Genomic DNA, 19,964 nt, shown 5'->3' with positions numbered 1-19,964 from the left:
GTCTGTGGTGCGTGAACGGGGCTACCCCATGACGGTGCCGGTGCTGTCGGTGTTGATGGGCCTTTTCCGGGAAAAGGCGCCCAGGCCGATACGGTGCCCGGTGTGCGGGGCGAGATAGTCCAGGGGCTCGCGGTCATGGTCGTGGCCGCCCTCGACCGCCTCGATCAGCGCGGTCATGATCCGGCCGACGACCGGGGCGTTCTTGAACTGGTTGCCGCTGGTGCCCATCGCCACGTAGAACCCGGGCAGCTCGGTCCTGTCGTAGACGGGCGTCCAGTCGTCGGTCACGTCGTAGACGCCGGCCACGCCCTTGGCCCGGCCGGGCACGGTGAGCGCGGGAAAGCGGCGCGCGGCCCTGGTGACCTGGGTCTCGAACGCCGCCGCCGTGGGCGCCATGGCCGCCTGACCGGGGTCTTCCAGCCATTCGAGCGGGTCGCAGGCCGGTTCCGTGCCGCCGACGAGCAGGCCGCCGCCCGGTTCGCCGCGCAGGTAGACGCCGAGGTCCAGGTCGGCGACGATCGGCCTGAACCCCGGGGGAGCGGCGGCCACGTGGTGGACCTCCTGACGCAGGGGACGCGCCCGCACGGAGGTCACACCGGCCAGCCGGTTGAGCGCCGCCGACCAGGGACCGGCCGCGTTGACCACGATCGGGGCGGCGAGCAGGGTGTCGTCGGCCAGCCGTACACCGCGGACCCGGCCGTGCGCGCGGGCGACCTCCACCACCTCCTGCCGGTAACGGAAGGACGCGCCGCGCCGGCTCGCGGCGGCGGCCAGCCCGGCGGCGGCGAGTTGCGGGTCGTCGACGTAGCCCGCGTCCGGCGTGTAGACCGCGCCGAGCCGGCCGGCCGGCTCGGTCCAGAAGCGCTCGTCGTCGAGCCGCGCGGGCGGCCAGTGCCGGCCGGTGTCGATGCCGGGGACGCGGGCGGCGAGCGTGTCGGCATCCCACTCCTCGTACGGCACGCCGGCCCGGTCGAACAACGGCAGGATCCGCGCCCGGGGAGCGACGGGCGCGTCCAGCATGACCAGGCCGGTGCGGTGGTAGCGGGGGAGCTGCTCGCCGGCCGGCGCGCCGAGGTGGTCGCGCCAGGACTCCCAGCAGTGCCTGGCCTCCCAGGCCAGCGCGACGCCGTCCCAGGTGGAGAAGGTGAATCTGACCACCGCGCTGGATGCCCCGGTCGAGCCGCAGCCGGCGCTGCCGCCCTTGTCGACGACCAGGACGTTCAGGCCGGAGCCCGCCAGTTCGTGCGCGATCGACGCCCCGATGACACCGGCGCCGATGACCACCACGTCCGCGTTCATCCCGTCAGCCTGCCCGCCGGACCCCGGCCGGATCCACTGACGAACCTATGACGGCGGAAGCCCGTGATGCGACGATTGTCGAAAAGCTCACCTCAGGCCGATGAGCCTGGCGACCTTGAACCCCAGATGCAGGGTGAGGCGGTCGTCGCCACTGGACAGGTCGATCCGGGCGACCTCCTCGGCCTTGCGCAACCGGTAGTAGAGGCTGGCCCGGTGGATGCGCAGCTCGGCCGCGGTGCGCTTGACGTCGCCCGCGTTGTCGAGGAATTTCTCCACGGTCGTGGCCAGCGCGTCCTTGCCAGCGTCGTGTTCGAGCAGCCTGCGTACGCCGGGGTGCAGGTCGTGGCCGAGCCGTTCGGCGGGCAGTTCGGCCAGCAGCCCGTAGACGCCGAGCTCGGCGCGCCAGACGACCGGGCCGAGCACCTTGACGATGCGGGCCACGTCGGCGGCTCGCTTGGCCTCGCCGTACGACTCGTGCGCCTGCGCCAGACCCGGGCAGCTCTCGCCGATGCCGATCCAGCACTCCTTGCCGCTCTCCCGGACGACGCGCCCGTGCACGACGCCGGCCAGGTCCTCGACCTCGGCACGTGCGGGGACCTGCTGGACCCAGACGAGGATGCCGTGGTCGGGGCGTTCGAGATGGAGGGCGCTGCGGGGCGGCAACCGGTGACGGGCCTGCTCCAGCCCGACGGCCAGGGCGAGCCGGTCCTGCTCGCCGAGCGGCTGGCCGGATTCGGGCCCGACGGTGGCCACCAGCACGCGGACCGGACCGGCCGCCGCCAGCTCCTCCTCGATCAGCCACCGGGCGGCCTCGGCGCGCAGTTCGGCGTCGGCCGAGATCAGGTCGCGGACGAGCTCGCGTTCGCGGCCCCTGCTGAGCTCGCCCATGAGGAAGTCGCGGTGGAGCGTGAGCGCGGCGCTGTCGGCGGCCTGCCGTACGGCTGCCGCCTGCGCGTCCGTGACCGGCCCGTCGGACAGCAGCAACCACAGGAACCCGAGCAGGGCGCCCTCGTAGCGCACCGGCATGCCCACCCGCGCGACGTCGAACCCCAGGTCGGGCCGGGAGGGAACGGTGAACAGGCCGGCGGCCGTGAGCGCGCCCGAGCCGTGGACGTGGCCGACCAGCTCGGGGGAGACGCTCCTGCGGAGGATGGACTCGAGCCGCGCGCCGTCGATCCGGCCGGTGTGGGAGTTGTAGGCGAGCAGCCGGATGCCGGGATCGTCGATGGCGACCGACCTGCCCAGGCGCGCGCCCAGGCTGTCGACCAGCCGCTGCAGTTCGGACACCACGCCCAAAGGTTAGCCCCGACGCAAGAAATCTACTTTGTAAAGGCGTCCGGTTGTTGCTCAAGCGCTAGTCGGCAAAACCGACAAGAGCGCGGCGGCAGGCGCGGGCGGTCTCGATCATAGTTTCGTCGTCGGATCCGCCTTCGGACATGGCGGCGGCGGCGCTCGCGCTGACGGCGCCGAGTGCGGCGCCCACCATGGCGTACGCGGTGACGCGGTCGAGTTCACAGGCGGCGGCCAGGGCGGTGGCCAGGCGTGCCATGCGGTTGTTGGACCGGTCGATGGCGGACTGGGCGGAGTAGATGGGCAGTTTGACGGCGTCGCCGACGAGTCCGGCGATCAGCCCCATTTCCCAGCTTTCGGCGAGCATGGCGTCGAAGGCCCGGGCGAGCAGGTCCGTGGGTGGTTCGCCGGGGCGTCTGGTGCCGAGCGCCGTCACGCCGGCTTCCAGGCAGTCGGCGCTGTTGGCGTACAGGACATCGGCTTTGTGGCGGAAGTAGGTGAAGAACGTGCGGGTGGAGACGCCGGCCGCCGCGGCGATCTGGTCGACGGTCGTGGTCTCGTAGCCCTGCTTGTCGAACAGCTGGGCGGCGGCGTCCATGAGGGCCTGCCGGGTCTGTCGTTTCTTCCGTTCGCGCAAGGACGCCATGGAGACACAATATTACATCGACTGCATATTTACAGGTCTGCAAGTTTTGCCGTAGCGTGCCGGGCATGGACGCTGCGATCTCGGTCTCTGGGCTCGTCAAGTCGTACGGGCGGGTCAGGGCGCTGGACGGGCTCGACCTGCGGGTGGACACGGGGGAGATTCACGGTTTTCTCGGTCCGAACGGGGCGGGGAAGACGACCACGTTGCGGGTGCTGCTGGGCATGTTGCGGGCCGACGCCGGGCAGGTCAGGTTGCTGGACGGGCATCCGTGGCGCGACGCCGTACGTCTGCATCGGAGGCTGGCGTACGTGCCCGGCGACGTCGTGCTGTGGGAGGAGCTGACCGGCGGCGAGACCATCGACCTGCTGGGGCGGCTGCACGGCCGGATCGACGAGGGCCGGCGCGCCGAGCTGGTCGAGCGGTTCGCGCTGGATCCGGGCAAGAAGGTCCGCGGCTATTCCAAGGGCAACCGGCAGAAGGTCGCGCTGATCGCCGCGCTGGCGGCGCGCGTCGAGCTGCTGGTGCTGGATGAGCCCACGTCGGGGCTCGACCCGCTGATGGAGGCCGAGTTCCGCCGGTGCCTGGCGCGGCGGCGCGACGAGGGCGCCACGATCCTGCTGTCCAGTCACATCCTGGCCGAGGTGGAGGCGCTGTGTGACCGGGTGAGCATCATCAGGCAGGGGCGCCTGGTCGAGTCCGGCACGCTGGCCGAGCTGCGCCACTTCACGTGGACGTCGGTCACCGCCCGGCTGGAGCGGCCGCTGGATCGGCTGGAGGGTGTCCACGACCTGGAGATCGACGGGGGCACGCTGGTGCGTTTCCGCGTGGACAGCGGGCAGGCGGGCCGGGCGCTGGTGCGGCTGGCGGAGTTCGGTCTGGTGGACGTGACGGCTCAGCCCGCGACGCTGGAGGAGCTGTTCATGCGTCACTACCGGCAGTTGCCCGAGGCGGTGGCGGGGTGAGGGCCGGGGCCTGGGTGCTGGTGCGGTTCATCGCCCGTCGCGATCGCGGTCTGATCGCGTTGTGGATCGGGGTGGCCGTGGCGCTGCCGCTGTTCAACGCGTACTCGCTGGCGGCGCTGCTGCCCACCGAGGAGACCCGGGTGGCCTTCGCCGGGATGAGCGCGGGCAATCCGATCACCAGGGCGTTGCTGGGGCCCGTGCACGGCACGTCCATCGAGTCTTTGGTCGCCTGGCGGTCGGGGGTGCAGAGCCTGCTCATCACCGGGCTGGGCGGGTTGCTGTTCGCGATCCGGCACACCAGGGCCGAGGAGGACTCGGGCCGGGGGGAGCTGGTGGCCGCTCGTCCGGTGGGCAGGCAGGCCGTGGTCACGGCCGTCACGGTGCTGGTCGCCGTCGTCAACGTCGCCGTGACCGCGCTGCTGACGGTCGGGCTGAGTCTCGGGTTCGGCTATCCGCCCGGCGGGACGTTGTTGTTCGCGCTGACGGTGGGGGCGGGCGGGATGGCGTTCGCGGCCTGCGGGTTGCTCGCGGCGCAGGTGTGCCAGAGTGCGGCGCTCGCGCGTGGCGCCGGTGTGGGGGTGCTGGTGGCGGGGCTGGTGCCCGGTGTGGTGGTGCCGGAGAGCTGGATCGGGATCTTCCCTGCGGGCTGGCCGCGCCTGGCTCAGGCGTACGGTGCGGAGCGGTGGTGGGTGCCGCTGATGCCGCTGGCGTTCGCGGCCGGTCTCACGGTGGCCGTGTTCGTGTTGTCGTCGCGCCGGGATCTGGGCGCGGGTGTGCTGCCCGACCGGGCCGGCTTCACCGGTCCCGTGCGGGGGCGGCTGGGCAGCCCGCTGGCGCTGGTGTGGCGGCTGCGTGGCGGGCAGGTGGTCGGCTGGACGGTCGCGTTGGGTACGGCTGCCGCCGGGGTGGGCTGGGTGTCGGCCTCGTTCGAGCTGGCCACGTTGACCAGGCACACGCTGCTGGCGATCTTCACCTATGTGTTCTGCATGGTGGTGGCGTGCCTGACGGTGGCCGGGACGCTTCGGCCGTACACGGAGGAGAGCCGTGGCCGGGCCGCGCCGCTGCTGGCCGCGCCCACCACCCGGGCGCGCTGGCTGGGCGGGCACACGGCGCTGTCGCTGGGCGCGCCGGTCGCCATGCTGCTGGCCGTGGGTCTGGGCAGCGGCGCGGGCAACGCGCTGGGCACCGGCAGTGTCGGGCCGCTCCTCACCCAGGTGGGCGCCGCTCTGCTCTTCGTGCCGGCCGCGTGGGCGATCGCGGGCGTGACGATCGCCGTCTACGGGCTGCGTCCCCGCGTGGCCGTTCCCGTCGCCTGGGCGGCCGTGGTGGTGTCGGCCGCCTCTGTGGCGCTGTGGGAGGCGGGGACGATCGGGGACACGGCGTTCCTGCTCACCCCGTTCGGTTACGTCCACCCGTCCATCTCCTCCGGATTCGTCGTCCCGGCCGCGTTCGTGGTGGTCGCGGCTGCGCTGGTGGTGGCGGGGGGTGCCGGGTTCGCCCGGCGTGACCTGCTGGCTTGAGGTGGGTCAGTTGCGGAACCAGCGGTTGCCCCACGAGGTGTAGAGGGCCTGGAGCAGGTCGAGCCATTCGCGCCGGGTGCGGAAGACGGGGTAGGGGTGGGGGCGGATGGCGACCTCGGAGGTCCAGACGATGTCGAACTGCCGGTCGGGGCGGATGCGGCCGATGCGGACGGTCCGCCACAGGTGGCGGTTCTCCTCATCCACCCAGACCCGGCCGCCCGGCCGCCAGGACGCTCGCGGGTGCGGGGGTGCCCGCCGACTCGACCGCTTGGGCCCACAGGCGGACGGCGACGTAGGCGTTGTGGATCTGGTCGTCGGTGTGGCGGTGCGCGCCGTTGGCGCCGGTTGTCGCCCAGTTCGTTGAGCCGGGTGACCGAGCGGTCGTACAGGGGGCTGGCGTGTTGTTTGGCCTCCATGTCGGTGTAGACCGTCCACAGCTCGACCAGTGCGGCGTGGGTGCGCGGGCTGGTGAGCCCGCGCGCCATCAGCGGCCGCTCCTCGTGGATCACCAGCCGCAGGTAGGTGCGCGCCGCGTCCTGCCACACCACCACGATCACGAAGCCCAGCACCAGCGCGTAGACCGCGCCGACGGTCGCGAACGAGCCGCTGATCAGGTCGTCGTCGGCGGATTTACGGCGATGCGGCGGGTAGAGGCGGCGCACGGTGGCGGGCATGAGGTGGGCGCACGCGGCCGCACCGGCAACACCAGGAGTGAGCTGTCAATCGCTCAAGGCGACAGTCGCGTGTGTGCGTGCCAGCAGCCACAGTGTCCCGGCGACCAGGAGGATCTGGATGGCTGTCGGGACGAGGTGGAAGCCGTACTGGGTGATCTGGACCATGAAGCCGGCCCAGCAGTAGGTCAGGACGGCGCCTGCGGCCAGCGCGAACACGTGCCGGTGCGACCAGTCGGCGGCGCGGGTGTTCACGACCAGGACGGCGAGCACGACGGTCATCAGCACCGAGAGCAGGATCAGGGTGAGCGGTTCGGAGATCACCTTCCTGGCCGGGCCGAACTCGAACAGCAGGAACATCGCGCTGCCGCCGGTGAGCGCGAAGGCGCCCATCGCCGCGGGCGGCCATGCCCGATGGGTGGCGGTACGGCCCCGCCCCCGGGTGAGGAAGGCGAGGGCGATCAGCGCGGCCACCGTCACGACGGCGCCGATGAGCTGCCCGGCCGACAGCAGGAACGCCTTGTTGTCCGGGTTGAGGTACATGGCGAAGAACAGGATCACCGCGCCGGCGACGTACCCGATCGTGTTCGAGATCAGCCCGCGCGCCCGCAGCCAGGGTCCGCGCCGGGCGGGGTAGAGGGTCTCGATGAGGACGATCGGGGTGAAGATGCTCCAGACGGAGTGGATGGACAGCACGTACACCGACCACGGCGCGCTGATGCCGAGCCAGGGGATCTCGCCGTAGGAGCCGAGACCGAGGCCGAGGTAGTTGAGGTTGAACAGGGACTGGGTGACCAGGGCCTCCTCGACGACCCCGTAGGCGATGGCCAGCAGGAGCGTCATCCCCCGGCCGCCGCCCGCCCTGACGACGATCTCGCGGATGAGCACCGCGCCGCAGCCGTAGAGCAGGGCGGTCGGCGGGAACGCGGCCGGCGCCCAGACGTCCAGGGGGATGTTGCCCAGCAAGTACTCGCCGATGAGCGGGGCGAGCAGGAACAGGGCCAGGGCGGGTGGAAGGCGTTTCACCGGACGGGGTCCTTCGGCTTGGGAGAGGGCGTACCGGCACGCTAGGGCTGCGGCGGCGCGTGCCGGTACGGCCGAAGGTTGCGCGCCGCCGACCGGATGTTGCCGGGCGCTTCGGTCAGGTGTGCAGGTAGCGCAGGACGGCCAGGACCCGGCGGTGGTCGGTGTCGGAGGGCGGCAGGGCGAGTTTGGTGAAGATCTGCGTCACGTGCTTTTCGACCGAGCCGTAGGACAGGAACAGCGCTTCGGCGATGGCGCTGTTGGAGCGGCCCTCGGCCATCAGCGCGAGCACCTCGCGCTCGCGCGGGGTCAGCGTGTCCAGCTCCTCGGTACGCCGGGCCGCGCCGATGATCTGCGTGACCGCCTCGGGGTCGAGCACGGTCTGGCCGGCGGCGAGCCGGTCGAGGGCGGCCAGGAAGTCCTCGGTGTCGGCGACCCGGTCCTTGAGCAGGTAGCCGACCCCGCGGGCGTCGCCGGCCAGGAGTTGGGCGGTGTAGCGGGTCTCGATGTACTGGGAGAAGACCAGCACGCCGAGGTCGGGGTGGCCGGCGCGGATGCGGATGGCGGCGAGCAGGCCCTCGTCGGTGTAGGTGGGCGGCATGCGCACGTCGACCACGGCCAGGTCGGGGCGGTGCTCGTCCACGGCGCCTTCGAGCGCGTCGCCGTCGCCGACGGCGGCGAGCACCTGGTGGCCCCGGGAGGTGAGGAGCAGGCTGAGGCCGTCCCTGAGCACCGCGGAGTCCTCGGCGATCACGATGCGCATGCGAACTCCGCTCAGAGGTGGAGGGGCAGGTCCACGGTGACCACCGTAGGTCCTCCCGCCGGGCTGCGGATGTCGAGCGTGCCGTCCACGATCCGTACCCGTTCTTGCAGGCCGCGGAGCCCGGATCCGGCTCCTGCGGTGGCGCCGCCGCTGCCGTCGTCGCGGACGCGCAGGTCGAGGCGTTGGCCGCGGGTGTGTACGTCGATCGTGGCCTGGCGGGCGCCGCTGTGTTTGGTGGCGTTGGCCAGGAGTTCTGCGGCGCAGAAGTAGGCGATGCTCTCGATCGCGGGGCTGGGCCGTACGGGGAGGTCGGCGGCGAACGTGACGGGGAGCGGGCTGCGCGCGGCGAGCGTGGCGAGGGCGGTTTCGAGGCCTTTGTCCAGGGCTGGGGGGTGGATGCCGCGGATCAGGTCGCGCAGTTCGGTCAGCGTCTCCTTGGCGTTGTGGTGGGCGCTGTCGGCCAGGGCGCGGGCGTGGCCGAGGCGGTCGGGGTGGCCGAGTTCGTCGCGGATCATGTCCAGGCTCATGGCCAGGGCCACCAGCCGGGCGGAGGTTCCGTCGTGCAGGTCGCGTTCGATGCGGCGCAGTTCGGCGGCGGCGTCGCCGACGGCCAGGGCCCGGGTGCGCTCCAGCGCCTGGATGCGCGCGGCGCTCGGGGCGGGGCCGAGCAGCGTGAACGCGATCCAGCGCTCCGGCGCCAGCGCGAGATGCACGGCCCACGGCGCCAGGACCAGCATCGCCGCGCCCACCGGGCTCAGCAGCGCCGGCTGGCGCCACAGGGGAGCGGCGAGCAGGGCCAGGCCGCCGCCCCACAGCCCGGCCGCGACGCCGAAGCCCAGGAGCGCGGCGGGCAGCCGGAGGAGGCTGTGGGCCAGGGCCCGCCAGCCGGCGACGTCGGCGAGCGCCGGGACCCGGACCCCCGCGAGAGCGCCCGCCAGCGCCCGGTTGACGGCGCCGAGCCCTCTGGCCCCGCGCACGCACAGCGCGAGCAGTGGCACGCCGACGAGGTTGGCCGTGGCGACGACGCCGAGCAGCACGATCAGCAGGTACGCCAATCCGGCGCCGGCCAGCAGCGGCAGGGCCAGCGCGTAGGCCAGTTCGCGCGATGCCCGCTTGGCCACCGGGACGCCACCTCCGCACGACATGATCGATGCATGACCGTTCCTGTGTTGATCATCAGTGGTCCGGTGGGCGTGGGCAAGACGTCGCCGACTTCGTGGTCACGACGGACGAGCGGCCGCTGTAGCCCTCGTTGAAGATCAGGTAAATGACGGCCAGCACCGCGCCGAGCCGCTCGGCCAGCAGGTCGGCGCCGGGCACGGCGAACGGGATGCCGGTCGCCTTGATCTTGGCCTTGGCGCGCGACAGCCGCCGCTTCATGGTCTCCTCCGGCACAAGGAAGGCGCGCGATCTCGGCCGTGCGCAGTCCGCCGCTCGCCGGTATGCCCGACGTGGGCCAGCGCCGCGCGGCGATCGCGAACGCCTCCTGGGCGGCGTCCTCGGCCCGGTCGAAGTCGCCCAGGTAGCCGACCAGCGAGGCCACCACCCGGCCCCACTCCTCGCGGAAGACGGCCTCGAGCGCGGTCAGCGCCTCACCACCGGCCTGACTTCGACCACGCCGCCGAGCCTGGCGGCCGGGATCCGCGCCGCGAGCTCGACCGCCTCGTCCAGGTTGGCCGCCTCGACCAGGCAGAAGCCGCCGAGCACCTCCTTGGTGTCGGCGAACGGGCCGTCGGTCGTCAACGTCCTGCCACCGGCCACGCGTACCGTGGTCGCCGTCTCGACCGGCTGCAACTGGGCGCCGCCGACGCAGCGCGGGTCATCGCCCAGCGCGAAGTACTCGGCGTACATGGCCTCGCGCTCGGCCTCCGACAACGTCTCCGCCAGGCCGGGCTCGGCATAGATCACCAGGGCGTACTGCATCGCGACCTCCCGATCGGTTCACCGTACCTGTGACGACGAACGGCCGGGCGCCGGGGGGACACCCGGCTCCATGAGAACGCGCCCGCGCGGGAAGTCGAAGGTGACCGCGTACGGCTTGAAGAACCGGTGCGTGGGCAGCCCGCCGATGCGGAAGCCGAAGCCGTTCTCGAACCACGGGGGGAAGGCGCCGGTCAGGCCGGGCACGTCGCGGCCGGTGGCCGAGCCGAGCGTCAGTTCGCGTACGGTCACCGGGTGGAATCCCTCGCCGGGCGGGATCTCGATCCCGGCGGCGGTGAAGGTGGAGGGCGGCGCGGTGAACCCGATGTCGCCGCCGCCGGTGTCGACGAAGAACACCATCGGGTCCAGGCCGTTCACGCTGCCGCGGGAGAGCAGGTAGTGGTCGCCGACCCACCACAGGGGCGCGCTGTGCCGTGCGTGTACGGCGGTGCGCCGGTCCCGGCGCAGGACGAGCGCCTGGCCCGGGTAGTCGAGGGTGGGCAGGAACCGGGCCAGGACGCTCGTGCCGATCGCGCCCTGGGTGAGCCTGCCGTCGGGCGCGGTCAGGCGGATGGCGTCGGGGATCGTGTGCACCGGGAGGTTGCCGATCGTGAGGCCGCCGGCCAGGGCGAGGGTGTCGACGCGGCCCTGGTGGGCTCGGTGCTCGCCGTACATCGTGCGGCCCGTGGTGTGGCCGTAGGTGGGGATGGCGAGCCGGTGGGCGTAGTCCTGGTTGAGGGCGAACAGGGCGCCGGTGTCGAGGAAGAACAAGGCGGGCGGGGCGCCGTTCAGCGACGCCTCGATCATGGGCAGCGGGTCGGCCGCCGCGAACGGCACCCTGACCGTCGCCGGGCCGGAGACCGTGTACGGCCGCAGCCCCGCGAAGCTCCGCAACTGCGTCGCCGTCGCGGTGGGACCGTCCTGGTCCACCGAGGGCAGCAGCGCGGCCAGTTCCGCGAACTGGTCGGTGCGCCACAGGGCGTCGGCCAGTTCGCCCCGTGCGCGCGGGTGTCCGGGGTCGAGGCGCAGCACCTGCTTGAGCAGGCGTTTCGCCCTGGGCAGGCGGCCGGTCAGGAGCGCGATGCGAGCGTGCCGGGCCAGTGCGTGCACGTGGTCGGGGTCGCCGCGCAGGACCTTGCGGTAGTGCGCGTCGGCGGACGCGAACTCGCCCGAGGCGAACAGCTCGTCCGCCCTGTCGAGGGTCTTCGGGGAGGTGATCGCCGCCAGGCCGGTGGCGACGGCGGACTTCAGGAGGGTTCGGCGCGTGGTCATGACCATCCTTCAAATACCGACGAGTATCTGGATACCGATCAGTATTCGTATACTCTTGAGAATGTCAACAGCGGGGAAGGGAGCGGTGCGGTGACCGATCGGCTCACCCGGCAGGAGCAGCGCGAGCGCAATCGGCTCAGGCTGCTGGAGGCCGCGGAGAAGGTGTTCGCCGAACGCGGCATCCAGGGCAGTTCCCTCGACGAGGTCGCCGCCGCGGCCGGTCTGACCAAAGGCGCCGTCTACTCCAACTTCGACGGCAAGGAGGATCTGCTGCTGGCGGTCATGCGCCACCGCCTGGGGCAGGAGGCGCGGGCGCAGGCCGAGCACCTGCTCCACTCCGGGCGGGAGGCCGGCGAGCTGGGGGAGGAGTACGCGCGCTACTGGGCCGAGCGGGCGCGCGCGGGCGAGCAGGACACGTTCGCGCAGATGACCGTCGAGCTCATGATCCACGCCACGCGTCATCCGGGCGTGCGCGCCGAGTTGGTCGCCCTGCTGTTCCCGCCAGGGAGGCCGGGCCGCCATCCGCTGGCCCCCGAGGGCAGCGCGCTGGGCGAACTGCCGTACGAGCAGGCGGACGCCGTCCTGAAATCTCTCGACATCGGGATGCGGCTGCTCACGCTCCTGGCCCCGGGGCACTGCCCGCCGGAACTGTTCGCGACCGCGCTGCGCCTGCTGACCGCGCCCTCAGGCGGGCGACCAGACCAGGGCCAGGAACGTCCGGCCCCCGCCGTCCGCCCCCGACAGGACTAAGACCCCCGCCACCTGCCCGTCCTCGACCTCGACCAGCCGTCCCGCCCGGTCCAGTGTCCTGGTACGGCCGGCGAACACCCCCAGCGCCTCCGGCCCCCGCGCGGGCCGGAGCGGATCGTCGCGCAGCAGGCAGGCGTGCAACCGGCGCAGCTCCGCGCCCGGATCGGTGCCCAGCTCATCGGCCAGCCGCCGCCGCATCCGCTCGTACTGGGCCAGCGCCTCCGCCTGCCGCCCGCACCGATCCAGCACGACCAGCAGCCGCTCCCACAACGACTCCCGCAGCGGATGCCGGGAGGCCAGCTCGAGCAGTTCCGCGACCAGCTCGCCGTGCCGCCCCTCGGCCAGGCGCAGGTCGATCCGCCGCTCCACCGCACCCAGATGCAGCTCCTGCAGGTACGGGGCCAGGCTCGCGCGCAGCCAGTCGGAGTCGATGCCCTCGAACGGCGGGCCGCGCCACAGCCGGTCCGCCTCCTCCACCAGGCCGGGCTCGGCCGCCGTGCCGCGCGAACGTGCCGCCTCGGCCAGCAGCCGGCGAAAGCGCAGCACGTCGACCCGCTCCGGATCGGCCTCCAGCCGGTAGCCGCCGGGCATCGTGCGGATCGCCGCCCGGCCGACGACGCGGCGCAGTCTGGTGACGTAGGTCTGCACGCTGCGCCGCGCGTTGGCCGGGAGCTCCTCACCCCACAACGCCAGGGCCAGGCGCTCGAAGGTGACCGTGTCTCCGGCCGACACCGCCAGCACGGCCAGCAGCGTCCGCAGCCGGCCGGTGGTCAGCCGGATCGGCGTGGGCCCCAGCCTTACCTCCATCGGACCCAATAGCGCGACGTCAAGACTCATACGATCACTGTCCCCGCCGGCGCGCCGCCGCGCATCGGCCGCACGGAGCGGGCAGGGCTACGCCCGGCGGCAGAGACGGTCACCCCGGGCACTGCCCCACCGGGATGACCCCGCGGCGCGCGGATGCCGCGCCCGGCGCACATCGCCGCTACGGCGCGGCCCCTCAGCTCTGACCGGCGCGCTCCCCGAGTTCGGCGATCAGGGCGCGCTGGTCGGGGATCAGGGAGCGGGCCAGCGTGGTCGTGGGCACGTGCTCGCCCTGCGTGGTGACGGCCTCGGCCATCCGCACCCCGCTGCCCAGGTGCGTGGCCAGCAACGACGCCCACAGCGTGTCGAACTCGGCGCCGCTGCGCCGCTTCAGCTCGGTGATCTGGACCGCGGAGAGCATGCCGGGCATGGCGTGACCGGCGGCCGGCGGGGTGGAGGGCACCGCCGTACCCCAGGAGCGCAGCCAGGAGGACATGAGCTCGATGTCGGCGCGCTCCTTCTTGATCAGGTCCCGCGCGACCCGCCGGACGTAGGTGTCGCCGGACTTCTTCTCGGCCAGTTGCGCCACCTGGATGGTCTGCAGGTGGTGGGGGATCATCTGCTGGGAGAAGGCCAGGTCGGCGGTGTTGTATCCGGCGCCGGAGGCGATGGGCGCCCCCGCTGCCTGGCCGCAGCCGCAGGCCAGGGCGGCCAGGCACAGGGCGACGATCGCGGTTCGCGCTTTGCAGGAGCCTGTCATGGTCGATCCCTTCGGGAGCACTCATGACCGGATACGCGGCTCCCGCCGGGCAGGTTCGGTCTCAGGCGGCGCGCAGCTGGTTGAGCAGCCCGAGCCGGTCGATGACGGCGTGACGTTCGCTGATGCGCTCGCCGACGAAGCGGAACAGCGCGAACGCCTCCATGGACACCTCCCGGCCGGTCGGGGGCACGCCGAGCAGTTCGCCGCTGTGGGTCGCGGTCATGCGCCAGCGCACGGCGATCTGGTCGCCCTCGCCGAGAATGTCGAGGATCTCGAACCTGGGGCCGGCGTGCGTGGCGTGCACCTCGCGGATGGCCTCCTTGAAGCCCTGGGGCCCGACGATGTGCTGGTGCTCGCCTTCGGTGGTGATGAAGTCGGGGGTGAACAGTTCGTCGGCGATGTCGACGTCGCCGAGCTCAAGGGCCTTGTAGAGACGTCTGACGGTGTCCTTGCGCGCTTCGATGCTCACGGGGGTCTCCAATTTCTGAGTGATTACTCAATAAAGCTACTCTTTCCTGAGTGATTCCTCAATAAATCGGGAGTGAAGCGATGACGGAGTCCCGGCGCGGCCGCCCGTCCACCGGTGTGCGCGAGGCGGTGCTGAAGGCGACGGAGGAGGTGCTCGGCGAGGCGGGCCTGGCGTTGTCGACCAAGGAGATCGCCCGCCGGGCGGGTGTCGTGGAGTCGAGCATCTTCTACCACTTCGGCAACCGGCTCGGCCTGCTGCAGGCCGTCATCAACCTGCACCTGCCGCTGTTCGCCGACGCGACGGTGGTGCTCGGCCGCCCCGGACGCAGCGGCGACCTGAAGGCCGATCTCGGCGCGGTCATCGCCGGGCTGGAACGCTTCTACCTGCGGATCATGCCGATTCTCGGCGCGCTGCAGTCCGACCGCCAGCTGCGCGAGCTGCTCGTCGAACGCGAGGCCGAGGTGGGACCGCATCTCGCGCTGAAGCCGGTCGCCGAGCTGCTGCGGGCCGAGCAGCGGGCCGGGCGGATGCGCGCGTCACTGGATCCGGCGGCGGGCGCGCTGCTGCTGATCGGGGCCGGGCACCAGCGGGCGCTGCACCGGTATCTGCTGGGGGATCTGGCCGCCGGCCTGCTGCCTTCGGTGGAGTCGCTGGCCGAGGCGCTGGTCCCGGCGTTCCAGAAGGACTGAATTCCTACTCGAACGCGCACCGGATGAGGGTCTCGGCCGCCGCGCGGGCCTGCGCGGCCGTGCCGGGGTCGCGCGTGATCGCCGCCGTGGTCTGGGCGCCCTCGGCGAGCAGGGCCAGCTGCGGGGCGAGGTGGCCGGGGCCGCCCGCGTCCCGCACCAGGCCGGCGACGTGGCGCTGGAAGGACGTCTTCTGCTCGCGTACGGCCGCGGCCACTTTGGAGTTGCCGCCGCCCAGTTCGCCGAAGAAGTTGATGAAGGCGCAACCGCGGAAGTCGTCCTCGCGAAACCACTCGGCCAGGAAGTCGAAGACGGCCAGCATCTTGTCGCGCGGCGTCCCGGCCGCCGCGACGGCCTTGGCCAGGCCGGTGTTCCACTGCTCCGTGCGGTGCCGGAGCACGGCCAGGACCAGGTCGTCCTTGGAGGGGTACAGCGCGTAGATGCGCTTCAGCGACACGCCCGAGGCGCTACGGACCGCGTCCATGCCGACGGCCTGCACCCCCTGGGCGTAAAACAGCCGGTCGGCGGTGGACACGACGCGGGCACGCGCTGCCTCCTCGTTGTTCATGAGAGCTCCCGAGTTGCGCGGAGAACGTACGTTCTCTACTGTAGACCACGGAGCGAGAGAACGATCGTTCTCCGCCAAAGAGGAGGAAAGATCTCATGGGCCACATCAAGGTCGGAACAGAAAACAGCACCCCCGTCGAGCTCTACTACGAGGACCAGGGCTCGGGTCAGCCGGTCGTGCTCATCCACGGCTACCCGCTGGACGGCCACAGCTGGGAGCTCCAGACCCGCGAACTCCTCGCCGCCGGATACCGCGTCATCACCTACGACCGGCGCGGCTTCGGCCAGTCCAGCAAGGTGGGCGCCGGCTACGACTACGACACCTTCGCCGCCGACCTGAACACGCTGCTGGAGACCCTCGACCTGCGCGAGGTCATCCTCGTCGGCTTCTCCATGGGCACCGGCGAACTCGCCCGCTACGTCAAGAACCACGGCCACGGGCGCGTCGCCAAGCTCGCGTTCCTGGCGTCGCTGGAGCCGTTCCTGGTGGCGGCCGACGACAACCCCACCGGCGTGCCCCAGAAGGTCTTCGACGGCATCATCGCCGCCGCCCGGGCCGACCGCTACGCCTGGTTCACCCAGTTCTACAAGGACTTCTACAACCTCGACGAGAACCTCGGCACCAAGATCAGCCAGGAGGTCGTCACCGCGAGCTGGAACACCGCCACCACCTCGGCCCCGGTCGCCGCCTACGCGGTGGTCCCGGCCTGGATCGAGGACTTCCGCCAGGACGTCGCGGCGGTACGCGCGGCCGGCAAGCCGTCGCTGATCCTGCACGGCACCAGCGACAACATCCTGCCGATCGACGCCACCGCGCGCCCCTTCCACCAGGCCTTCCCCGAGGCGGACTACGTCGAGGTCGAGGGCGCCCCGCACGGCCTGCTGTGGACGCACGCCGCCGAGGTCAACCGGGCGCTGCTGGCCTTCGTGGCCAAGTGAGCGGTTCGTTCAAGACCGTGGCCCGAGGTGGGATGAAGACTGCCGGGCATGACCGGACGAGCCTTCACTCCCGCCCTGGGCCGCTTGGCCCCCACCCGGCTGTATGACGCCGCGGCCGCGCTGACCCGCGAACGCCTGTGGCGCGGCCTGCTCGCGATGCACGCCGCGCCGCGGCCCGGCGACGTGATCGTCGACGTGGGCTGCGGCACCGGGTCCCTGGCGCTGCTGCTGAACCGGGTCGAGCCGCGCGCCCGCCTCATCGGCGTCGACCCCGACCCTGACGCGCTCGCGATCGCCCGCCGCAAGGCCGCCGCCGCGGGCGCCGAACTGGACTGGCGGACCGCCATGGGCGACGCGCTCACCGACATCGTCGAAGCGGGCTCGGCGAGCACCGCCGTCTCCAGCCTCGTGCTCCACCAGTGCCCGGTCGCGATGAAGCGGGCCGTGCTCGCCTCGATGTTCGCGGTGCTGCGGCCCGGCGGGCGGCTGGTGCTCGCCGACTACGGGCTGCAGCGCACGCCGCTGATGCGCACCGCCTTCCGCCTCGTGCAACTCGCCGACGGCCGAGCCGACACCCAGCCCAACGCCGACGGCATCCTGCCCGAACTCATGGCGCGGGCGGGCTTCCTCGACGTGCGCGAGGCCGAGGTGGTCTCAACGATCACGGGCTCCATCTCCGTGTACGTCGCCCGGCGCGGCTGACCGGCGCAGCAGCGGCGCCACGGCGGCCGGGGTGAGCCCCATCATCTCGCGCAGCCGCCGGGTGAAGTGCGCCTGGTCGGCGAAGCCGCCCGCGATCGCCGCGTCCGCCGGTGACTGCCCGGCCCGCATCGCCTCGGCCGCCCGGCGCAGCCGTACCCAGATCCGCCAGCGCGACAGCGGCATGCCCAGTTGCAGCCGTGCCAGTGCCCGCAGCCGCTGCGGCGACAACCCCACCTCGGCGGCCAGGGCGGGCATCGAGCCCGGGGCGCGCGGCGCGTTCTGGCCGGACAGGGTGCGCATCGCCGCCTGCAGGCGGGGGTCGAGGTCGCCGGAGGGGTGCGCGCCGCCGCCGCGTACGTCCTGCTCGCGCAGGCCGCGCAGGTCGGCGGCGGCGGTGATCCCGGCGCCGTGACGCGCGCGCAGCCGGTCGGCGAACGCGCAGTGCGGCTCGACGAAGAACGTGAGCAGGTTCTCCACCGCGAGGATCCGGTGCCACACCATCGGCGGCACGACCAGCGCCGCCGCGCGGTGCCGGGTCCGGCCGGCGTCCAGCATAGACACCTCGCCCTCGACGGCGATGGCGACCTGGAAGGCGGCGTGGCGATGCGCCACGCTGTCGGAGACCGGGCCCCGATACAGCGCGTATCCCTCGTGGACGGCGAAGTACGGCGCCGTTCCGTCCCCGGACGTCACCCCGCCGATGCTCCCAGGTGCCGGCGCCGGTGGTGTCAGGGGGTGGCGGAGGCGTAGGCCTGGGCGAGCTTCGTCCAGATCGTGCCGGCCACGTCCGCGGCGCCCATCCGGTTGGTCACCACCATCAGCGTCACGCCGCGGGCGCGGTCGGTGGCGCCCATCGAGGTGAATCCGCCGTACGCGCCCCCGTGCCCCTGCCAGGTGCGCTTGCCGACCTTCGTGCGTTCGGTGGCCATGCCGTAGGTGCCGTCGGCGGCCCGCGACTGGGGTGACGGCGTGGTCATCGTCTTGACCGTGGCGGCGCGCAGGAGCCGTTTGTCGACGAACAGGGCGTCGAGGAAGCGGGCGCCGCCGGTCGCGGTTCCGGCGAACATCCCGTCGCCGAACGGCAGGCCGTACAGGTCGGTGGGGATGGCCTTGGCGCCGTGGGCGGTGGAGAAGTCGGTCAGCGCGCCGCCGTCGCCGACGGTGTAGCCGTGGGCGAAGCGGGAGAACGCGCGGCCCGAGCGCTCGGCGGTGAGGTGGCCGGCGCTCGTGCCCGCTCCGCGCAGGAAGCGCCGCAGGTCGCGTTCGAGCGCTTCGCCGCCGCCGGAGACCTTGCTCAGCACGTGGGCCAGGACGATGAACCCGGTGTTGGAGTACTCGTAGCGCTTGCCGGGGTTGACCGGCTTGCGGATGCCCGGCGCGAGCATGGCGAAGGTGTAGGGCCGGTTCGGGTCGTACTTCTTGCCGCCCTCGAACAGGGGAGCGGTCTTGGGGTCGGCGTACATGTCCGGATAGCCCGAGGTGTGCGTGAGCAGCATCCGGAGCGTGACGACCTGCGAGCCAGCCACCTTTTTCCCGACATAGACGGAGATCGGGGTGTCGAGTGCCAGGACCTTCTTCTCGGTCAGCCGCAGGGCGTACGCGGCCAGGATGGTCTTGCCGAAACTGCCCAGGCTGAACAGCGTCGAGCCGGTGACCGGAGCGGACGGTTCGTTGATAGCCCGGCCGGACTTCGCCGACCAGATCACCTTCCCGTCCTTCACCGCGACCGCCTGGGCGCCGGGATCGCCGACGCCGGCCGCCGCCTTGGCGAACGCCTTGTCCAGCGCGGTCTGGAGCGGTACCTGGGCCGAGGCGGGAATGGCCAGCCCGCCCGCGAGAAGGCTTAACGCCGGCACGAGTGTCCTGAAGATCATGGTTGTCCCTCCGGGTGTCGGTGGTCAGTGTCCATGCTTGTTCACGAACGCCGTGAGCGCGTCGAGATAGCCGGGCACGTACAGGGAACGCGGCGCGGCGACGGCCGTGATCGCGCCCCGGATGCTATCGGGACTGTCCAGTTCGTGTTTGGCCGCGCTGTGGGAGCCGCCGCGCAGGATCGCGACGGTCAACAGGTCGCGGGGGAGGGCCGCGCGGTAGGCGGCCTCGGTCTCCTTGACGTCGACGTTGCGGTCGTGGTCGCCGAGCACGAGATACGTCGGCACGCGTACCCGGGGAAGCTGATCGGTCACGTCGGCGCGGAAGTTTCGGAGCACGAACTGCCAGCGGTCCTTACTCATCGGCGGGTCGTCCAGCCCGGAGGCGAGGTATTCGGCGTGGCTCACGCCCTTCTCCAGCAGGCGGATCTGGGCGGCGCGCCGCCTGAGCTCGGCGTCGAGCGTGCTCTGGCCGCGTAGTTCCGCCCGCAGGTTGTACTCGCCCTGCCGCAGCCAGTTCACCGCGGGCCCGACGAGGATCATGAAGCGCACGTCGGTCCGGTCACCGGCGACCTTCGGCAGCACCCAGCCGCCCTGGCTGATGCCCCAGAGCCCGAGCCGCCGCGGGTCGATCTCCGGCCGCTTCTTCGCCCAGTCCAGCGCGGCCTCGACCTCGGCGCCGCGATCGTCCATGCTCTGGTCGAGCCAGTTGCCCGGTGCGCCGCCGACGCCGGGCTTGTTCCAGGACAGCGACGCGTACCCGGCCCGCGCGAACGCCTCCCAGAGCGGCCGGTAGAACCCGTCCCGGCCGGCGTCCGCCGCGCCGTCCCCATGGGCGAAGACGACCAGCCCGTGCGGTCCCTTGCCTTCCTCCGGCAGCGCGAGCACCGCCTTCAGCGGCTGCTTGGGCCCCGGGATGCTCACCTCCACCTCGCGCACGGCGAAGTCGTTCTGCGCGACGACCCACACGCCGGTCCCCGCGACCAGGACGAGCACGCAGAGCACAACCCACGTTCTGACTCTCATGAAAACTATCGTAAACGATACGAT

23 protein-coding genes and 1 pseudogene are annotated in these 19,964 nt (G+C 72.1%); 6 read left to right on the top strand and 18 right to left on the bottom strand.

Translation table 11 applies throughout. The features are described from left to right. Window positions 1-21: 21 nt before the first annotated feature. The 3 genes from HNR40_RS22690 to HNR40_RS22680 form a co-directional block, all read right to left on the bottom strand. On the bottom strand, window positions 22-1,299 hold the full coding sequence (locus HNR40_RS22690; RefSeq protein ID WP_184964490.1) for an NAD(P)/FAD-dependent oxidoreductase: 1,278 nt from the start codon (window positions 1,297-1,299) through the stop codon (window positions 22-24). An 87-nt stretch (window positions 1,300-1,386) separates the two neighbouring features. After that, a complete protein-coding gene (locus HNR40_RS22685) occupies window positions 1,387-2,589 on the bottom strand; it encodes a PucR family transcriptional regulator (protein ID WP_184964488.1) in 1,203 nt (400 codons plus the stop codon). Window positions 2,590-2,653: 64 nt separating this feature from the next. Then, complete coding sequence (locus HNR40_RS22680; RefSeq protein ID WP_184964486.1) at window positions 2,654-3,235, bottom strand: TetR/AcrR family transcriptional regulator; 582 nt, start codon at window positions 3,233-3,235, stop codon at window positions 2,654-2,656. A gap of 65 nt (window positions 3,236-3,300) precedes the next feature. Between HNR40_RS22680 and HNR40_RS22675 the strand changes: the two genes are divergently transcribed. Together HNR40_RS22675 and HNR40_RS22670 are read left to right on the top strand one after the other, a co-directional pair. Continuing rightward, window positions 3,301-4,197 carry an ABC transporter ATP-binding protein gene (locus tag HNR40_RS22675; protein ID WP_184964484.1) on the top strand — a complete coding sequence of 299 codons (897 nt, stop codon included), beginning with the start codon at window positions 3,301-3,303 and terminating at the stop codon, window positions 4,195-4,197. Continuing rightward, window positions 4,194-5,717, top strand: coding sequence for an efflux permease Rv1217c-related protein (locus HNR40_RS22670; protein WP_184964482.1), 1,524 nt, complete (start codon window positions 4,194-4,196; stop codon window positions 5,715-5,717). The genes HNR40_RS22675 and HNR40_RS22670 overlap by 4 nt, the downstream gene beginning before the upstream one ends. Window positions 5,718-5,723: 6 nt before the next feature. Here the strand turns inward: HNR40_RS22670 and HNR40_RS57310 are convergent, their stop codons facing one another. The 8 genes and pseudogenes from HNR40_RS57310 to HNR40_RS22630 all read right to left on the bottom strand — a co-directional run bounded on the left by HNR40_RS57310 (window position 5,724) and on the right by HNR40_RS22630 (window position 11,366). Further along, entirely contained in the window at window positions 5,724-6,152 is a 429-nt protein-coding gene (locus HNR40_RS57310) for a transporter substrate-binding protein (RefSeq protein ID WP_312896479.1), read from the bottom strand. Next, a pseudogene (locus tag HNR40_RS58115) lies at window positions 6,059-6,391 on the bottom strand (bestrophin-like domain); the annotation flags it as partial. The pseudogene HNR40_RS58115 and the gene HNR40_RS57310, both read right to left, overlap by 94 nt. Before the next feature lie 45 nt (window positions 6,392-6,436). Continuing rightward, window positions 6,437-7,414, bottom strand: coding sequence for an AF_0692 family protein (locus tag HNR40_RS22655; RefSeq protein WP_184964478.1), 978 nt, complete (start codon window positions 7,412-7,414; stop codon window positions 6,437-6,439). Window positions 7,415-7,529: 115 nt separating this feature from the next. After that, entirely contained in the window at window positions 7,530-8,174 is a 645-nt protein-coding gene (locus HNR40_RS22650) for a LuxR C-terminal-related transcriptional regulator (protein ID WP_184964476.1), read from the bottom strand. An 11-nt stretch (window positions 8,175-8,185) separates the two neighbouring features. Beyond that, entirely contained in the window at window positions 8,186-9,295 is a 1,110-nt protein-coding gene (locus HNR40_RS22645; RefSeq protein ID WP_221340722.1) for a sensor histidine kinase, read from the bottom strand. 55 nt (window positions 9,296-9,350) lie between these two features. Further along, window positions 9,351-9,554, bottom strand: a complete 204-nt coding sequence (locus HNR40_RS53655; RefSeq protein WP_221340721.1) for a hypothetical protein — start codon at window positions 9,552-9,554, stop codon at window positions 9,351-9,353. 204 nt (window positions 9,555-9,758) lie between these two features. Beyond that, the gene (locus HNR40_RS22635; protein ID WP_184964472.1) at window positions 9,759-10,097 is read right to left on the bottom strand and encodes a YciI family protein; all 339 of its coding nucleotides are present in this window, start codon (window positions 10,095-10,097) and stop codon (window positions 9,759-9,761) included. An 18-nt stretch (window positions 10,098-10,115) separates the two neighbouring features. Continuing rightward, entirely contained in the window at window positions 10,116-11,366 is a 1,251-nt protein-coding gene (locus HNR40_RS22630) for a tetratricopeptide repeat protein (RefSeq protein WP_184964470.1), read from the bottom strand. Between the two features lie 90 nt (window positions 11,367-11,456). Here HNR40_RS22630 and HNR40_RS53650 point away from each other — a divergent pair, with 90 nt between their 5' ends. After that, window positions 11,457-12,116, top strand: coding sequence for a TetR family transcriptional regulator (locus HNR40_RS53650; RefSeq protein ID WP_312896478.1), 660 nt, complete (start codon window positions 11,457-11,459; stop codon window positions 12,114-12,116). On the opposite strand, the gene HNR40_RS22620 is transcribed toward HNR40_RS53650, so the two are convergent. From HNR40_RS22620 to HNR40_RS22610, 3 genes are all read right to left on the bottom strand, one after another. Beyond that, a complete protein-coding gene (locus HNR40_RS22620) occupies window positions 12,051-12,923 on the bottom strand; it encodes an AfsR/SARP family transcriptional regulator (RefSeq protein WP_184964468.1) in 873 nt (290 codons plus the stop codon). The genes HNR40_RS53650 and HNR40_RS22620 overlap by 66 nt on opposite strands. Before the next feature lie 193 nt (window positions 12,924-13,116). Then, window positions 13,117-13,680 carry a DUF305 domain-containing protein gene (locus HNR40_RS22615; protein WP_184964466.1) on the bottom strand — a complete coding sequence of 188 codons (564 nt, stop codon included), beginning with the start codon at window positions 13,678-13,680 and terminating at the stop codon, window positions 13,117-13,119. Window positions 13,681-13,741: 61 nt separating this feature from the next. After that, window positions 13,742-14,149 (bottom strand): ester cyclase, encoded by a 408-nt coding sequence (locus HNR40_RS22610; RefSeq protein ID WP_184964464.1) that lies wholly within the window; start codon window positions 14,147-14,149, stop codon window positions 13,742-13,744. A gap of 80 nt (window positions 14,150-14,229) precedes the next feature. On the opposite strand from HNR40_RS22610, the gene HNR40_RS22605 reads away from it, so the two are divergent. Beyond that, entirely contained in the window at window positions 14,230-14,838 is a 609-nt protein-coding gene (locus HNR40_RS22605) for a TetR/AcrR family transcriptional regulator (protein ID WP_184964462.1), read from the top strand. Window positions 14,839-14,842: 4 nt separating this feature from the next. On the opposite strand, the gene HNR40_RS22600 is transcribed toward HNR40_RS22605, so the two are convergent. Beyond that, window positions 14,843-15,403, bottom strand: a complete 561-nt coding sequence (locus HNR40_RS22600) for a TetR/AcrR family transcriptional regulator (RefSeq protein ID WP_184964460.1) — start codon at window positions 15,401-15,403, stop codon at window positions 14,843-14,845. 95 nt (window positions 15,404-15,498) lie between these two features. Between HNR40_RS22600 and HNR40_RS22595 the strand changes: the two genes are divergently transcribed. Both HNR40_RS22595 and HNR40_RS22590 read left to right on the top strand, forming a co-directional pair. Then, window positions 15,499-16,341 (top strand): alpha/beta fold hydrolase, encoded by an 843-nt coding sequence (locus HNR40_RS22595; protein WP_184964459.1) that lies wholly within the window; start codon window positions 15,499-15,501, stop codon window positions 16,339-16,341. Between the two features lie 48 nt (window positions 16,342-16,389). Continuing rightward, a complete protein-coding gene (locus HNR40_RS22590; protein ID WP_184964457.1) occupies window positions 16,390-17,043 on the top strand; it encodes a class I SAM-dependent methyltransferase in 654 nt (217 codons plus the stop codon). Here the strand turns inward: HNR40_RS22590 and HNR40_RS22585 are convergent. The 3 genes from HNR40_RS22585 to HNR40_RS22575 are packed head-to-tail and all read right to left on the bottom strand — an operon-like array spanning window position 16,996 to window position 19,940. Continuing rightward, on the bottom strand, window positions 16,996-17,736 hold the full coding sequence (locus HNR40_RS22585) for a helix-turn-helix domain-containing protein (protein ID WP_184964456.1): 741 nt from the start codon (window positions 17,734-17,736) through the stop codon (window positions 16,996-16,998). The genes HNR40_RS22590 and HNR40_RS22585 overlap by 48 nt on opposite strands. Before the next feature lie 35 nt (window positions 17,737-17,771). Continuing rightward, a complete protein-coding gene (locus HNR40_RS22580; protein WP_184964455.1) occupies window positions 17,772-18,917 on the bottom strand; it encodes a serine hydrolase domain-containing protein in 1,146 nt (381 codons plus the stop codon). 24 nt (window positions 18,918-18,941) lie between these two features. After that, complete coding sequence (locus HNR40_RS22575) at window positions 18,942-19,940, bottom strand: alpha/beta hydrolase family protein (RefSeq protein WP_184964454.1); 999 nt, start codon at window positions 19,938-19,940, stop codon at window positions 18,942-18,944. Window positions 19,941-19,964: the final 24 nt, after the last annotated feature.

The organism is Nonomuraea endophytica (assembly GCF_014203235.1).
GTDB lineage: Bacteria > Actinomycetota > Actinomycetes > Streptosporangiales > Streptosporangiaceae > Nonomuraea > Nonomuraea endophytica.
The sequence above is the reverse complement of the archived record's forward strand: the minus strand, read 5'-3'. Positions and strand labels throughout refer to the sequence as shown.

What these genes read in the sequence shown, in the direction of transcription:
- HNR40_RS22630 (WP_184964470.1), bottom strand. Translation starts at nt 11,366, where the DNA reads ATGACCACGCGCCGAACCCTCCTGAAGTCCGCCGTCGCCACCGGCCTG.
- HNR40_RS22595 (WP_184964459.1), top strand. Translation starts at nt 15,499, where the DNA reads ATGGGCCACATCAAGGTCGGAACAGAAAACAGCACCCCCGTCGAGCTC.
- HNR40_RS22575 (WP_184964454.1), bottom strand. Translation starts at nt 19,940, where the DNA reads ATGAGAGTCAGAACGTGGGTTGTGCTCTGCGTGCTCGTCCTGGTCGCG.
- HNR40_RS53655 (WP_221340721.1), bottom strand. Translation starts at nt 9,554, where the DNA reads ATGAAGCGGCGGCTGTCGCGCGCCAAGGCCAAGATCAAGGCGACCGGC.
- HNR40_RS22620 (WP_184964468.1), bottom strand. Translation starts at nt 12,923, where the DNA reads ATGGAGGTAAGGCTGGGGCCCACGCCGATCCGGCTGACCACCGGCCGG.
- HNR40_RS22590 (WP_184964457.1), top strand. Translation starts at nt 16,390, where the DNA reads ATGACCGGACGAGCCTTCACTCCCGCCCTGGGCCGCTTGGCCCCCACC.
- HNR40_RS22600 (WP_184964460.1), bottom strand. Translation starts at nt 15,403, where the DNA reads ATGAACAACGAGGAGGCAGCGCGTGCCCGCGTCGTGTCCACCGCCGAC.
- HNR40_RS22650 (WP_184964476.1), bottom strand. Translation starts at nt 8,174, where the DNA reads ATGCGCATCGTGATCGCCGAGGACTCCGCGGTGCTCAGGGACGGCCTC.
- HNR40_RS22675 (WP_184964484.1), top strand. Translation starts at nt 3,301, where the DNA reads ATGGACGCTGCGATCTCGGTCTCTGGGCTCGTCAAGTCGTACGGGCGG.
- HNR40_RS22615 (WP_184964466.1), bottom strand. Translation starts at nt 13,680, where the DNA reads ATGACAGGCTCCTGCAAAGCGCGAACCGCGATCGTCGCCCTGTGCCTG.
- HNR40_RS22680 (WP_184964486.1), bottom strand. Translation starts at nt 3,235, where the DNA reads ATGGCGTCCTTGCGCGAACGGAAGAAACGACAGACCCGGCAGGCCCTC.
- HNR40_RS22690 (WP_184964490.1), bottom strand. Translation starts at nt 1,299, where the DNA reads ATGAACGCGGACGTGGTGGTCATCGGCGCCGGTGTCATCGGGGCGTCG.
- HNR40_RS22580 (WP_184964455.1), bottom strand. Translation starts at nt 18,917, where the DNA reads ATGATCTTCAGGACACTCGTGCCGGCGTTAAGCCTTCTCGCGGGCGGG.
- HNR40_RS22605 (WP_184964462.1), top strand. Translation starts at nt 14,230, where the DNA reads ATGACGGAGTCCCGGCGCGGCCGCCCGTCCACCGGTGTGCGCGAGGCG.
- HNR40_RS22635 (WP_184964472.1), bottom strand. Translation starts at nt 10,097, where the DNA reads ATGCAGTACGCCCTGGTGATCTATGCCGAGCCCGGCCTGGCGGAGACG.